9 protein-coding genes are annotated in these 15,063 nt (G+C 71.8%); 6 read left to right on the top strand and 3 right to left on the bottom strand.

Translation table 11 applies throughout. From position 1 onward, the window contains the following. Window positions 1–92: 92 nt before the first annotated feature. From eccCa to EV385_RS26725, 6 genes are all read left to right on the top strand, one after another. The gene (gene eccCa / locus EV385_RS26750; protein ID WP_242625090.1) at window positions 93–4,205 is read left to right on the top strand and encodes a type VII secretion protein EccCa; all 4,113 of its coding nucleotides are present in this window, start codon (window positions 93–95) and stop codon (window positions 4,203–4,205) included. Then, on the top strand, window positions 4,202–7,171 hold the full coding sequence (locus EV385_RS26745) for a right-handed parallel beta-helix repeat-containing protein (protein WP_130511944.1): 2,970 nt from the start codon (window positions 4,202–4,204) through the stop codon (window positions 7,169–7,171). The genes eccCa and EV385_RS26745 overlap by 4 nt, the downstream gene beginning before the upstream one ends. Before the next feature lie 249 nt (window positions 7,172–7,420). After that, entirely contained in the window at window positions 7,421–9,904 is a 2,484-nt protein-coding gene (locus EV385_RS26740) for an ATP-binding protein (protein WP_207229963.1), read from the top strand. A 111-nt stretch (window positions 9,905–10,015) separates the two neighbouring features. Beyond that, the gene (locus EV385_RS26735; protein WP_165449616.1) at window positions 10,016–10,987 is read left to right on the top strand and encodes an AraC family transcriptional regulator; all 972 of its coding nucleotides are present in this window, start codon (window positions 10,016–10,018) and stop codon (window positions 10,985–10,987) included. A 104-nt stretch (window positions 10,988–11,091) separates the two neighbouring features. Next, a complete protein-coding gene (locus EV385_RS26730) occupies window positions 11,092–11,286 on the top strand; it encodes a hypothetical protein (protein WP_130511941.1) in 195 nt (64 codons plus the stop codon). 152 nt (window positions 11,287–11,438) lie between these two features. After that, window positions 11,439–12,647, top strand: a complete 1,209-nt coding sequence (locus EV385_RS26725; protein WP_130511940.1) for an amidohydrolase family protein — start codon at window positions 11,439–11,441, stop codon at window positions 12,645–12,647. Here the strand turns inward: EV385_RS26725 and EV385_RS26720 are convergent. From EV385_RS26720 to EV385_RS26710, 3 genes are all read right to left on the bottom strand, one after another. Next, window positions 12,616–13,482: a nicotianamine synthase family protein gene (locus tag EV385_RS26720; RefSeq protein ID WP_130511939.1), complete on the bottom strand. Its 867-nt coding sequence runs from the start codon at window positions 13,480–13,482 to the stop codon at window positions 12,616–12,618. The genes EV385_RS26725 and EV385_RS26720 overlap by 32 nt on opposite strands. After that, a complete protein-coding gene (locus EV385_RS26715; RefSeq protein WP_165449615.1) occupies window positions 13,476–14,033 on the bottom strand; it encodes a GNAT family N-acetyltransferase in 558 nt (185 codons plus the stop codon). The genes EV385_RS26720 and EV385_RS26715 overlap by 7 nt, the downstream gene beginning before the upstream one ends. A gap of 380 nt (window positions 14,034–14,413) precedes the next feature. Continuing rightward, window positions 14,414–15,019 carry an HAD family acid phosphatase gene (locus EV385_RS26710; RefSeq protein WP_130511937.1) on the bottom strand — a complete coding sequence of 202 codons (606 nt, stop codon included), beginning with the start codon at window positions 15,017–15,019 and terminating at the stop codon, window positions 14,414–14,416. Window positions 15,020–15,063: the final 44 nt, after the last annotated feature.

The raw sequence follows: 15,063 nt of genomic DNA, 5'->3' as shown, positions 1-15,063 counted from the left end.
CCGACGTCCTGGCGGCCCGAACAGTAGCCGCGGCGGCAGGGCCGAAACATGGGTCCGCGGACCCAGGTCAACGCGCCACGGCGGCACGCACAATGGCCGCGACATCGCGACGGAGCCCAGAAGGGGGTCAGGTGACCACGGTCGTCTTCCGCCGGCCCGCACGCCAGCCGGGGCCGCCGATGCCCCGGGGCGAGCTGGCCCTGCAGGAACCACCCGCCCTACCGGAGATCGCTGGTGGCGACATGTCGGCCGCCTTCACGTATCTGCCGATGATGCTGGGCTCCGCGGCGATGGCGTTGATCTTCATCCAGCCCGGCGGCAGCTCACTGTCGTACCTGGCCGCCGGGTTGATGGGGGTGTCGGGCCTGGGCATGCTGGTCGGGCAGTTGGGGCGCGGCGGTGGCGAGCGTAAGCGCCGGCTGCGCGGCGAACGCCGCGACTACCTGCGCTACCTCGCGCAGATGCGCCGCCAGGTGCAGAGCCTCGCGGCGCGGCAGGTGAAGGCCCTGGCCTGGGCTCATCCGGCGCCGCAGGCGCTGTGGTCGCTGACCGGCGAGCGGCGGATGTGGGAACGCCGGCCGAGCAGCCACGACTTCGGTGAGGTGCGGGTGGGACTGGGCAGTCAGCGCCTGGCGGTGACGCTCACCCCGCCGCAGACCAAGCCGGTGGAGGACCTGGAGCCGCTGTGCGCCCGCGCGCTGCGGCGGTTCCTGCAGGCACACTGGACCGTGCCCGAGCTGCCGATCGCGGTGCAGCTACGGGAGTTCGCCCGGATCCTGCTCCGGCCACAGGCGCCGACCGCGATTCCCACCCAGCCCCGGCTCCGGCCCTCGGCCACGGATCCGGCGCAGGCTCCGGCGGCCGCGCCGACCGACGAGGCCGTCCTGGGTCTGGCGCGGGCGCTGCTGGCTCAGCTGGTCACGTTCCACTCCCCCGACGATCTGCGCGTGGTGCTCTGCGCCCCGGCCGACCGCCAGCAGCGGTGGGACTGGATGAAGTGGCTGCCACACAGCCAGCACCCGGGCCAGACCGACGGCGCCGGGCCGGTACGGCTGGCCGCCGAGTCCCCGGCGGAGCTGGAGCGGCTGCTCGGGGCGGCGTTCATGGACCGGCCGCGCTTCAACGACCCGGCCCTGCCCGGCGTTCACGAGCCGTACACCGTGATCGTGGTGGACGGGGTGCCGTTGCCGGCCACGTCCCGGTTCGCCCTGGGTAGCGTGCGCAACGCCACGGTTGTCGACGTGTCGGGCACGCTGCGCTGGGTGGCCGACCCGCTGACCCTGCGGCTGCTGGTCGGCGACGGGAACGTGCAGATGGTCGGCGCCGATGACGAGGGCCGGGACTCCGCGAACGCGCTGGGCGCCCCGGACCACCTGAGCGCCGGGAAGGCCCGGATGCTCGCCCGCCGGCTGTCGCCGTACCGGCTGGGGTCCTCGGTGGAGTCGACCGACTCGCTCGCCGCGGACCTGGACCTGACGACCCTGCTGGGGCTGGGCGACCCGGAGACCTTCGACCCGGCCACCGTACGGGCCGGCCGCTCGCGCTGGAACCACCTGCGGGTGCCGGTCGGGGTCTCCTCCACGGGTACCCCGGTCGAGCTGGATCTCAAGGAGGCCGCGCAGGGCGGCATGGGACCGCACGGCATGCTGATCGGCGCGACCGGTTCGGGCAAGAGTGAGCTGCTGCGCACGCTCGTGCTGGCGCTGGCGGTCACCCACCCGTCCGAGGTGCTCAACTTCATCCTGGTCGACTTCAAGGGCGGCGCGACCTTCCTGGGCCTGGACGGCCTGCCGCACACCTCGGCCCTGATCACCAACCTCGCCGACGAGCTGCCACTGGTCGACCGCATGCAGGAGGCGTTGCAGGGCGAGCTGGTCCGCCGGCAGGAGCTGCTGCGTCAGGCGGGATTCAGCGGGTTGAAGGACTACGAGAAGGCGCGCGCCGACGGCGCGCCGCTGGCCCCGCTGCCCACCCTGTTCGTGGTCGTGGACGAGTTCAGCGAGCTGCTGGCGACCAAACGCGACTTCATCGACCTGTTCGTGATGATCGGGCGGCTGGGACGCAGCCTCGGTGTCCACCTGCTGCTGGCGTCGCAGCGGCTCGACGAGGGCCGCATGCACCAGCTCGAGTCCCATCTGTCGTACCGGATCGGCCTGCGCACGTTCTCGGCGGTGGAGAGCCGCGGCGTCATCGGGGTTCCGGACGCCTACGAACTTCCGTCGGCGCCGGGCAACGGCTACCTGCGGGCGGACACCAGCACCCTGGTCAGATTCAAGGCCGCGTACGTGTCGGCACCGCTGCGCCGGGCCCAGCGGCAGGCCAGGCGCGCCGAGGCGCGGCTGAGCGTGGTGCCGTACGTGGTGGGCGCCATCGCGTCGGCCGAGGAGCCCGCCGCGCCCGAGTCGCCGCAACCCGATGCGGCCGAGGAGTCTCAGCCGTCCGGCCCGCGCCTGCTCGACGTGGTCGTCGAGCGGCTGATGGGGCACGGCGCGCGGGCCCACCAGGTGTGGTTGCCGCCGCTGGAGGAGCCACCGACGCTGGACGCGCTGCTGCCGCCGGTCCTGCCCGACGCCGCGCGGGGCCTGTCGGTGCCGCGCGCTACCGGCCCCGCCGCGCTGCGGGTGCCGGTCGGAGTGGTGGACCGGCCCCTGGAGCAGCGGCGTGACCTGCTGGTCGCGGACCTCACCGGCTCCGGCGGGCACGTGGGCATCGGCGGTGGCACGCAGAGCGGCAAGAGCACGCTGGTCCGTACCCTGGTCACCGCGCTGGCGGTGACCCACACCCCGGTGGAGGCGCAGGTGTACTGCCTGGACTTCGGCGGTGGGAGCCTGGCCGGGCTGGCGGGGCTGCCGCACGTGGGTGAGGTGGTCGGCCGGCTGGACCGCGAGCGCGTCACCCGTACCGTCGCCGAGGTCTGCGACCTGCTGCTGGGCCGGGAGAAGCGGTTCGCCGCGAACGGCCTCGAGGGCATCGACACCTACCGGCAGGCCCGCGCCGAGGGCACGCTGCCCGCGGAGGCCGACGACGGGTACGGCGACGTGTTCCTGGTTGTCGACGGCTGGTCGACCCTGCACCAGGATTTCGAGGCGCTGGAGGCGGCGTTCTCCGACCTGGCCACCCGGGGCCTGAACTACGGCATCCACCTGATCGTCACCGCCTCGCGCTGGTCGGAGATCCGGCCCTGGTTGCGGGACCTGCTGGGCACCCGGTTCGAGCTGCACCTGGGCGACCCGGTGGATTCGGAAGTGGGCATGCGGCAGGCGGCGAACGTCCCGGACGTGCCCGGCCGCGGCCTGACCCGCGACGGGTTCCACTTCCTGTCCGCGTTGCCGCGGCTGGATGGGCTGGCCCGGACCGACGATCTGGCCGACGCGGTCCGGGCGACGGCGCTGCGCTGCGCCGCGGCGTGGCACGGCCCCGCGGCGCCTGGGGTCCGGCTGTTGCCGAGCCTGCTGCGCACGGCGGACCTGCCGGAGCCGGATGCGCCGCGCCGGGTCGCGATCGGCCTCGACGAGCAACAGCTCGCGCCGGTGTGGCACGACTTCGACGTGCATCCACATCTGATGGTGTTCGGCGAGGCCGAGTCGGGCAAGACGAACCTGCTGCGGCTGATCGCCCAGTCGGTCGTGCGCCGCAACACCCCCGCCGATGCCCGCGTCCTGCTGGCCGACTCCCGGCGCAACCTGTTCGACGCGGTGCCGCCCGCCAGCCAGGTGGGCTACGCGGTGTCCGGCCTGGCACTGGAGGAGTTGGTGACCGAGGCGATGGCGGCGATCCGCCCCCGGCTGCCGGGTGCGGACATCTCGCTGGAGCGGCTCAGCCGGCGCGACTGGTGGACCGGGCCGCACCTGTTCGTGGTGGTCGACGACTACGACCTGGTGGGCTCGGGCCACACCAGCCCGCTCGAACCGCTGCTCGACGCGCTGCCGCAGGGCGCCGACGTGGGCCTGCACCTGATCGTGGCCCGGACGACGGCGGGCGCGTCGCGCGCCATGATGATGGATCCGGTGCTGCGCCGGCTGTGGGATCTGGGCGGGAACGCGTTGCTGTTCTCCTGCGACCGCGACGACGGCGGATTCCTGGGCGACGCCAAGGCGCGCCGCCTTCCGCAGGGACGCGCCCAGCTGATCAGCCGCCGCCGGACGACGACGCTGGTGCAGACCGCGGTGGCGGACGACGCGGCCGCGCGAGGGGAGCACGCATGAACCGCCGGGTCCTGACCGTCTCGGCCACCGAGCCGGACTGCCACCGAAGCATCAACGCCGCGCTGGCGCTGGCGCAGCCGGGGTCGGTCATCAGTGTGCTGCCGGGCACGTACGCCGAGACGCTGACCCTCGCGGTGCCCTGCACCATCGCCAGCGAGCAAGGCCCGGGCACGGTCGTGGTGACCGCCGAGGACGGCGCCGCGGTGCTGCTGCACGCCGAGTCGGCCACGCTGAGCGGGCTGACCCTGACCAGCACCGACCCGCACGCCGCCACGGTCGACGTCGTGTCGGGCCGGCTGCGCGTCGACGACTGCGAGGTACGAGCCCGCTCGGCCGCCGCGGTGTACCTGCGCGGCGGTACCGCGCTGGCGATGAGCCGGTGCCAGGTGAGCAACCCCACCGGCGCCGGCATCATCGCCGTGGAGAACGCCACCGGGTCGATCGAGGAGACGACGATCAGCCGGATCGGCACCTCGGCGGTGGTGCTCCGCTCCGGCGCCGACCCGACGCTGCGGGACTGCACCATCGACGGGGTCGGCGGCAACGCCGTGTGCGGCACCGAGCACGCCCGGGGCACCGTCGAGCGCTGCACGATCACGCGGGTGCAGGGTCCGGCGATCGCCCTGGAGAAGCACAGCGCCACCGAGATCCGCCAGACTTCCATCACGGACACCGCGGACGCCGGCATCCTGGTCACCTCCGACGCCCAGCCGGTCATCGAGGACTGCCAGATCACCGGCACGGCCGGGGCTGGGCTGCAGGTGTCCGAGGGGGCTCATCCGCAGCTGGCCGGCTGCCGGATCAGCCGGGCCGGGAGCGGCGGGTCGGCGGTGCTGATCGGGGTCCGCGGGCGGGGCAGCCTGCGCCGTTGCCGGGTCACGGACGGCGCCGGGACCGGCGTCCGGGTCGGCCCCGACGCCGAGGTCGCGCTGGAGGACTGCCGGGTGCACGGCCACGAGGGCGACGGCGTACTGATCGAGCGGGACGGCGCCGCCTGGGTGACCGGATGTGAGGTGTACGCCAACCGCGGTGACGGGATCCGGGTGGACAGCGTCCGGCCCACCACGGTCAAGGGCTGCGCGGTGCACGACAACGGTGGTGCGGGCGTCCGCCAGGGCGCCGACGACGCCGAGCTGAGCGTGGTCGATGTGGACAGCCGCGCCAACGGCGCACCGGACACCCACCGGGACGCCACCGAGCCCGCTGCGGGAAACCGGCGGCAGCCCACGGCCCCCTCCGACGGCGAGCCGCCGCAGGCCGCGCCACACCCGTCCGGGGTGTCCCGGGCCCCGTCGGTGGCCGCCGCCGTGGACGTACTGCTGGACGAGCTGAACTCCCTGGTCGGCCTGGCCGGGGTCAAGCAGGACGTCTCCATGCTGGTCAACCTGCAGCTGCTGGCGCAGCGGCGACAGCAGGCGGGCCTGCCGTCCCCGCCGATGAGCCGCCATCTGGTCTTCGCGGGCCCGCCCGGCACCGGAAAGACCACCATCGCGCGCCTGTACGCGCGGATCCTGCAGGCGCTGGGAACCCTGCGCAAGGGTCACGTGGTCGAGGTGTCCCGGGCCGATCTGGTCGCCCAGATCGTCGGCGGCACCGCCATCAAGACCACGGAGAAGTTCGAGGCCGCCCTCGGCGGGGTGCTGTTCATCGACGAGGCGTACACCCTGTCGGCGGACAGCGGCGGCGGGGCCGACTTCGGCCAGGAGGCCATCGACACCATCGTCAAGCTGATGGAGGACCACCGCGACGACATCGTGGTGATCGCCGCGGGCTACTCCCACGAGATGCGCGCGTTCCTGGCCTCGAACCCGGGCCTGGCCTCGCGGTTCACCAAGAGCATCGAGTTCGAGAACTACGCCGTGGACGAGCTGGTCACCATCGTGGAGACGTTCTGCCGGCAACACCGCTACACCCTCGACTACGGTACGGGCCAGGCGCTGACCGACCTGTTCTCCCGGATCCCCCGCGACGCCAACTTCGGCAACGGGCGGACCGCCCGCAAGGTGTTCGAGGAGATGGTCGGCCGTCAGGCGCAGCGGCTGGCCCGGATCGAGGTGGCGTCCGCCCCCGAGCTGACCCGGCTGCTGCCCGAGGACGTCGGAGCGGTCCCGGCCGGTGGCATCCGGGCCGGTGGCACGAACCAGCGACCCGATCTCGAGCAGTTGCGGGCCAGGCTGGACGCGATGGTGGGCCTCGACGGGGTCAAGCGGGAGGTGACCGACATCGTCAACCTGCTCGCCACGGCCCGGCGGCGGGCCGCCGCCGGGCTGCCGGTCCCGTCGCTGAGCCGCCACGTGATCTTCGCGGGGGCGCCCGGCACCGGAAAGACCACCGTGGCCCGTCTCTACGGCCAGTTGCTGGCCGCGCTCGGAGTCCTGGCCAGCGGCCAGCTCGTCGAGGTCAGCCGCGCGGACCTGGTCGCCGAGTACGTCGGCCAGACCGCTGCGCGCACGCGCGACGCCTTCGACCGCGCCCGTGGCGGGGTGCTGTTCATCGACGAGGCGTACACCCTGGTGCCACCGGACCGTGGATCCGGCGCCGACTTCGGGCGCGAGGCCGTGGACACGCTGGTGAAGCTGATGGAGGACCACCGGGACGACGTGGTGGTGATCGCCGCGGGATACACCGCGGAGATGGCGGCGTTCCTCGACAGCAACCCCGGCATCGGATCCCGCTTCTCGCATACCGTCCATTTCGCCGACTACACCGCCGAACAGCTGGTGACCATCGTCGAGCAGCATGCGCAGGCCGCCGGGTACGAGCTGACGCTGGAGACCAAGGCGTTACTGCTACGTTCCTTCGCCTCGGCCGCACCGGAGCAGACGTCGGGCAACGGGCGATTCGCCCGCAAAGTTCTCGACGCCATGATCACGAGACAGGCCGGGCGCGTCTGTCAGATCCTCCATCCGACCCGGGAAGAGCTGAGCGCCCTGCTCCCCGGGGACTTCGTCACGCCCGCGAGATGACACCACGCGTCGGCGGGACCGGGGCCCGGTTCCGTCACGTCGATCACCGGGAGGCGAGTTCCCACTCCGCGTCACCGCGGGTGTGCGGTCGGTCACGGTGTGCGGTAAGCCATCGCGCGAGACGACTACGGACGGCGCACGGGCCGCATAGGATGAGCGCGAGCTGCTACCGCACAGATCGCGCTCGGCATCGTGTCCAGTGTGGACGTGCCGGTCGGCGATGTCTCAGGAGAGGGACCGGTCTCGCCCGTGGTGACGCGATTTCCGTCCGGTCAGGCCGGCATCGAGGAGTTCGGCCAGCTCGTGCTGCGCCACCGGCTGGCCTGCAAGCTCACCCAGGAGGAGCTGTCCGAACAATCCGGGCTCAGCACCCGGGCGATCAGCGACATCGAACGCGGCCGGGCCCGCCGGCCCCAGCGACGTTCCCTGGAGGCGCTGGCGGACGCCCTGCGTCTGCGCGACCTTGCCCGGGCCGAGTTCCTCGCCGCGGGCCGCAACCGTCAGGCCCGGGACACCGCGCCACCTGCCGACGGCACCGGTGAAGCCGTGGGGTCCCTGTGCGCCCTGCCGCCCGACACCGACACGCTGACCGGCCGGGACCCGCAGCTCGTACGGATCGAGGAGCTGGCGCGGGCCGCGGCGGACGGCAAGGCCGCCGTTCCGATCGTGGTGGTGATCAGCGGCCCGGCCGGGATCGGGAAGAGCGCGCTGGCCAACCACGTCGCGTACCGGCTGGCCGACCAGTTCCCCGACGGGCAGCTGTTCATCGACCTGCGCGCCATGGACACCTCGGTGCTGACCGCCGCGGAGGCGCTGGCCCGGCTGCTCTATTCGCTCGGGGTGGCCCCCGGTGACATGCCGGCCCAGGAGAGCGAACGAGCAAGCCTCTACCGGTCACTGCTGCGGGGGCGCCGGGTCCTGATCGTTCTCGACAACGTCGCCGACGAGGCCCAGGTCCGGCCGCTGCTGCCCGCCGAGCCACGCTGTCTGATCCTGCTGACCAGCCGCTACACCCTGCCGGGACTGGGCACGCCACACCGGGTCGGCCTCGAACTGCTCAGCCCAGACGATGCGCGCACCCTGCTGCGCGACTCCCTGGGCGCCGACCGGGTCGACGCCGAGCCGCAGGCCGCCGACCGGCTCATCACCCTCTGCGGCCGGCTGCCCCTGGCGCTGCGGATCGTGGCCAACCGGTTGCTGACCCGGGCCCACTGGTCGCTGGCGCAGTTCGCCGAACGCCTCAGCGACGAACGGCAACGGCTGGAGCTGCTGCAGGCCGGGGATCTGGCGGTGGAGAGCGCGCTGCACCTGTCCTACCGGCAGCTCGGCCCGGAAGCGGTGGTGTTCCGCCGGCTCGCGCTGGCCGCCGGCGGGGACTTCGATCGCCGGCTCGCCGCCACCCTGGCCGACATCTCGGAGATCGCCGCCGAGGACCAGCTGGAAGACCTGGTCGACGCCCACCTGCTGGAACCCGCCGGACGCCACGGCCGCTACCGCTTCCACGACCTGGTCCGGCTGTTCGCCGCCCGCCGGCTCGACGAAGACGACACCGTCCGCAGCCGGGTCGCGGCGCACCGGCGCATGGTCCGGTCACTGCTGCACACCGCCGTGCTCGCCGGTTCGTTCTACGAACGCGACCCGGACCGTGCCCGCCGGCTGCGCACCCGGCCCGCCGACGTACGCACGGTCCCGATCGCCGATCGGCAGCAGGCACAGAACTGGCTGGAGACGGAGTTGCCGCATTGGCTGCCGGCGCTGCGGGAGGCCGCCCGTCTGGGTCTGCACGACGAGGTCATCGAAGTCGGCGGGGCCATGCACTGGTACTCCGACGTACACGCCGGGCTGAGCGTCTGGATCGAGGTGTTCGGCCTCGCGGCGGCGGCGGCCCGGGCCAGCGGCCGCCGACACGACGAGGCCGTGCAGCTCAACTTCCTGGGCTGGGCGCACGGTGTCGTCGACGGGGGCTGGTCGGAGTGCGTCAGAACCCACGAGCAGGCGCTGACCCTGGCGCGGGAGATCGGCGACCGCAGGGAGGAGTCGTGGGCGCTCAGTGCCCTGAGCTACCAGTGCGCGCCGCGCGACCCTGAACGTTCCGAGCGGCGGGCCCGCGAGGCCGTGGAGATATCCGCCGGGCTCGAGGACAGCCACAACCATTTCCTGATCGAGGCGAACCTCGCCGCGGTGCTGTGCATGACCGGCAAGTTCGCCGAGGCCGCTGAACTGCATGGCCGCCTGGCCGCGATGCTGGCGGAGGCCGAGCGTGTCGAAGGGGCCGGCGGCACCGCGTCCAGCCTGCGCGGGGTCGTGGCGCGCTGGCTCGCGCAGGATTTGGAAGGCATGGGCCGCCATGCCGAGGCGGTCATGGCCGTCCGGACGGCGGTCGAACTCTTCGCGGTCACCGGGAACCGCTTGGCGCAGGCCCTGTCCCGGACTCTCGAGGCGGACCTGCTGCGCACGCTCGGCGACCAGGCCGGAGCCGGCGCATGCCTGCAGGAGGCGGTCGAGCTGTTCAGCGCCATGAAACGGTTCGAACGGGTGGCCGACGTCCTGCTGCGGGCCGCCGAACTCAGCGTCGCTGGGGACGACCGGGCAGCGGCCCAGACCTACGTCGACCGGGCGCGTGAGGTTCTGGTGCGGCTCGACCCCGAACCTGCGGGACGCCTGAGCGCCCGGATATCGACCCTCGTACAGCAGCCGCCGTTCGAGATGGAGCACAGGTCTTCGATGCCGTAGTGATGTTGCTCCCTGGTACCAAAGTGCTGCCTGCAACCGGTTCGTGCCAAGTGGTGCATGGGGATTGGCGGTGGATGGCCGCACTCGCGTACGGGGGCTGATAATCGGCCGATGGAGTCGGCACCGAAGGTCGTGGCCCTCTCGTTCTCGGCGCAGGATGTGGACGACGTCCGGGCGTTCTTCGAGCGGGTGGCGGTGCCCGTCTCGGCGGATTTCACCTTGGCCGATCGCCCGTTTCGGTATCGCTACGAGCAACTGGCATGCGGTCCCGTGGGCATCGCCCGCGCAGACTGCTCCGTCGGCATGCGGATACAGGTGCCGGACCTGCAAACCAGTTACGCCGTCGCGTTCGCCGACGGAGAGATCCATTCACGCCATCGGGGCATCTCCACCAGCGTCAGCAACACCTCCGCCGCGATCTACCGTCCCGTTGGCGAGGTGCGCTCGCATTCTGCATCCGGTTGCCAGTCCTACATGGTAACCATCGAGGGGCTTGCGCTGGAATCCACCCTGGGTGCGTTTCTCGGACGTAGCATTGCCGGACCGGTGAGGTTCGGCCCCAGCCTGGATCTCACCACCGGGCCGGGACTTAGCTGGGCCCGGCTCGTGCGCGCGGTGGCCATCGAGGCCGGTAGCCCGGACGGCCTGGGAGGCCAGCCTGCGGTGCTGCAGCCGCTGACTGACGCGATCCTGCGCGGGCTGCTGCTGGCCGCAGACCACCCCGACCGGCCGACGCTGCACGAACCCGCCCAGGCCTGCCAGCCAGGACCGCTGGGCCGGGCCGTTGACGCAATCCACGCCGACCCTGCTCACCCGTACACGCTGACTAGCCTGGCTGCCGTCGCGTCCGTCGGGGGGCGAGCCCTACAGCAGGGCTTCCGTGAGCAATTTGGCGTCTCTCCGATGGGGTACCTGCGGCAGGTTCGCCTCGCCCGCGCCCACGACGAGCTGCGCTCAGCCGATCCGTCCTGCACCGGGGTGGCCGCGATCGCGCATCGGTGGGGGTTCGCCCACTTAGGCCGGTTCGCGGGCTACTACCGGGCGGTTTATGGGTGTCCACCCTCTGTCACCCTTCACGGGTGACAGAGCGGTCGCCGCCATCGGTTTCGGTGGCCTGCGCCGCGACCTGTACGCAATCACCTTCAGGACGCTGTTCCGCGGCCCCGATCGGGTGGCGCACTACGGGCGTGGGCAGACCCGGCGAGCCGATGGAGGGCGTCTCGGCGCGGCTGACTCTGACCGAGGACGAGGCGGCCGTCGGTGCCGCCGTCGGAGTGCGCGCCTTCGTGCAGGCGCGTTCCACTGTCACGCGCAGCGAGCTGACCTCCGTGCACTGGAACCGGGCGACCAGCCAGGCTATGCCGTCGTCCAGGGCGAGGTGACCGTTGGGCGGCCGCAACCGTCGTGATCGGCCAGAACGGCGCCGGGAAGAGTCTGGACGGCCTGCTCGACTGAGATCAGCGCGGCGGCGAGGAGCACGGCCCTCCGCCGAGGTGACGTTGTCTTCATCGTCGCGAGCGGCTACGTTCCGGGCATGGGGAGCTCCTTCGTGGTCCGGGCGGCCCATGCGTTTGATGGAGAGGCCTTCCTTCCCGACGGGGCGCAGATCCACATCGAGGGCGATCGCATCGTGGAGATCCGGCCGCGCAACGCACCGTTACCTGAGGGTCAGCCGGTGGTGGAGCGGCCCGGTGCCACCGTGTTGCCCGGTCTGATCGACACCCACGTGCATCTGGTGGGCGGCGGCGAACCAGACGCCCTCTCGTTGGACGCCGGACGGTCCGCTGCCGAACGCGAGCACGTAATCCGCCGGGCGCTGTTGGCGCAGGTCCAGGCCGGCGTCACGACGGTGCGAGATCTAGGCGACAACCGATTCGCGGTCCTGGACCGAACGGTTCAGCACGACGAACCGTCGATAGTCGGATCAGGCCCGCCCATCACCACGGCCGACGGCCACTGCGCCGCACTCGGCGGCGGGGTGAGCGGAAGGGGTGCGCTGCGGGCCGCCGTCGCGGAGCGGTATGACCACGGCGCCCAGATCGTCAAGGTCATCGTGAGCGGCGGTGCGATGACCTCCGGTTCGGATCTGCTGCAAGTGCAGTTCGAGGTCGCCGACGTCCGCGTCGTGGTCGATGAGGCTCACCGTCGAGGGCTTCCGGTGACGGCACACGCCCACCCCGTGTCCGCTGTCGAGGTGTGTCTGGCCGCGGGCGTCGACGCCATCGAGCACTGCACGTGCCTGACCACGAACGGAATCCATACCCCGGACGCGGTGATCGCCGGCTTGGCCGCACGCCGGGTCACGGTGTGCCCGACCTTCGGCCGCCTGCCTACGCTGCCGCCGTCCCCGCAAGCGATCGAGGTGATGCGCCGCACCGGGATGACGTTGGAGGCCCGGTTCGCCCAGGTCGGCCGGCTCCACACCGCCGGGGTGCCCTTGCTCGCCGGCTCGGATGCAGGGATCCATCCGGCCAAGCCGCACGGCGTGCTCGCGCATGCGGTCGGCGAGCTGGCCGGGTCCGGGCTGCCCGTGCAAGTCGCGGTGGCGGCCGCAACCTCGGCGGCCGCCGAGGCATGCGGGCTGGCCGGCTCCGTCGGACGGCTCCGTCGAGGCATGGTGGCCGACCTGGTCGTCGTCGACGGCGATGTGGAGCGCGACGTCCTTGCCCTTACCCGGATCCGCGACGTCATCCTGCGCGGAAGCGCCGTCGTCAGCGACGCCGGGTCACGAGCACCGAGTTGACGACCTCTCCGAGCGGGTGCAGGAGCAGTTCCGGCGCCAGCCCGGCGTCCTGGACGTCGCTGATGTCGACCGTGGGATACAGCAGAGTACGCAGGCCGTCCGCACTGCGAATGAGGACGTGCGTGCCGGGCTCCACGGACCTGCCGATGGCTCGCAACGCCGCCCGCTTCTGCGCCCGGGTCGGACCGACGAGCGCGGCGACGACCACGACGTCGCAATCGGCGACTGCGCGCGCTATGTCGGACGGGGAGGCCGCATCGGCCAGGACGACGCTGATCTGCTCCGCCGGGACGAGGCGATCGACGAGGCGGCGGGAGAGCTCGACGGCTTCGCGGTCCCGGTCCACGACCGTGACACGGATCCCCAGCGCGCGGTACAGCAGGATGGCACTCAGCGGTAACGGACCGCCGCCGACGAAGCAGAGCCGGCGCGTGGTCTCGGGCCGGTGACCGGCTCCCGCCAGCGCGTGCAACTCGAGCCGGGCGAGTTGCTCGTAATTTCCGAGGTAGGGGAACTCGGCCGTCTCGGCGCCCGGGTGGTCGGCTGCGAGCACCCTTCGAGCCCATGCGTTCTCGAGCAGCGACTCGCCCTGCGCGCACAGCCGAATCAGGTCCGACCGCACCCCGGTGATCCGTGGATCGGACAGGACCGACGGAACATCCTCCGCATCGGCATGCACGCAGGCGTCGACCAGATCGGCGAACAGCGCATTGACCACAGGCGACGGAGCGAGATCGCTCTGCGCGCGCAGTTGCTCGTACAGGCGAAGAACGCGGTGGGACAGCGAACCAGCCGCAGTAACGTCCCAGTCGGGCGCGGCGGACAGGCTCAGCATCCGGGCGCCCGCAGGAACGCATCGACGTCGATCTCGAAATGCACCGTGTTGAACGGATCGGGCCGGCCGTCGTAGATCTCCCGGGTCGGCAATGAGCGCCAGAACGCCTCCGCGCCGGGGACGCCGGCATCGGTGTGCAGGTACACACGGCGGTATCCGCCTGGGCCGACGCTCCAGCCGACAGCCCGCTCGGCGAGGGCACGACCGACACCACGGCGACGCGCCCCGGCGGTGACCCACACTCGTACGAGTTGGCAGACGCCCGGCTGGTTGTACTCGCGCGCGAGCCAGTCCGGATTCGGCGGGCTGGCCAGCATGCACGGTTTGACGGCAGCGGTGCCCACGATGCCGCCCTCGTCCCGGGCAACGACCAGTACACACCCCGGACGACGCAGATAGGCCGCCTCGAGATCGTCGAGATCCCGGTGCCACGCTGCGTGGTATCCGCCGAGGTCGGCGCAGAGGACCTCCCGCATGACCGCCTCCGCCTCTGCCAAGTCCGCCGGCGCGGCAGGCGCGACGATCAGGTCCGAGGATTCGACCAGGCCCATTCTCTGAGGGCTTGACATTACTTCGACTTCTCCCATCGAGCGGTTCCACAGCTTCTGGCTTGTGCGACGCCCAGGCGAGCACGAACCTCGACCGGCAAGGTCCGGCGCAGGACCCCGCACGCCGCCGGTGACGGCACCGCATCAGCGTCGCTCATCACCTGCGTGATCGACATATCCCAAACTAGACATCAGCACCGTTAATGGCAACGATTTTCATTTGCTTAAGTGACGACGCCGCGCTGGCGCAGGATGCCGCCGGCCTGGTGGCCGTAGGCGTTGCGCTTGCGGTTCAGGGGGTCCGTACGCGTAGGCGATCAGATGCGTGGTGATGGTTGTCGATGGTGCGTGGGCGGGTCGCCTGACCCGCCCACGCGGTTGGCTCAGATCAGCTGGCCGTCGTAGTCCGGGAGTTTGAAGGTGCGCTCGGCGAATCCGCCGGACAGGTCGCTCGGGTTGTTGCCGATGTTTGCCACGATGCGGTAGCCGAGATCCTCGATCTGCTTGCGCGTCGCGGTCTTGAACCCGGCGTCGGGCTGGGTGTTGAACCACGGCCGCAGATAGGCATCGGCGACGGGGTAGCCCGCTCCCCTGAGGTTGACCGCGGTCTGCCAGCCCAGCACCTGGGGCCGGGCGGTGACGAAGAAGACGGCGGCGCCGTCGGCCGCGGCCTGCCGCGCCAGGGCCAGCACCGGCGCGGTCGCGGGCGAGACCAGGCCCGGCCGGTACGTGGTCTCCAGGGCGGTGTTGTCGATGTCGAGCACGATCGCCGGCTTCACCGACGAGTCCGGCAGGCGGTCGGCGAGGTACCGCTGCGCCGCGCTCGTCACGGCGGTCACGTCCGCGATCCAGGTCTGGTAGGGCGGCAGGCTGTGCCCGGCGATCGATGGGGCAGCCGGCGGTGCGCCATAAGCGGCGGCGGGCGCCCCGAGGGTGATCGTCGTGGTAGTGAGCAGGGCGAGCAGACCCGAACGCAGTCGTGGTGTCATGGCCAGCAACGTAGGGACATCGCCGGCATGAGCGCTGTACGTAG

It is taken from the genome of Krasilnikovia cinnamomea, assembly GCF_004217545.1.
GTDB lineage: Bacteria > Actinomycetota > Actinomycetes > Mycobacteriales > Micromonosporaceae > Actinoplanes > Actinoplanes cinnamomeus.
This window is presented reverse-complemented; position numbering and strand designations above follow the sequence as displayed.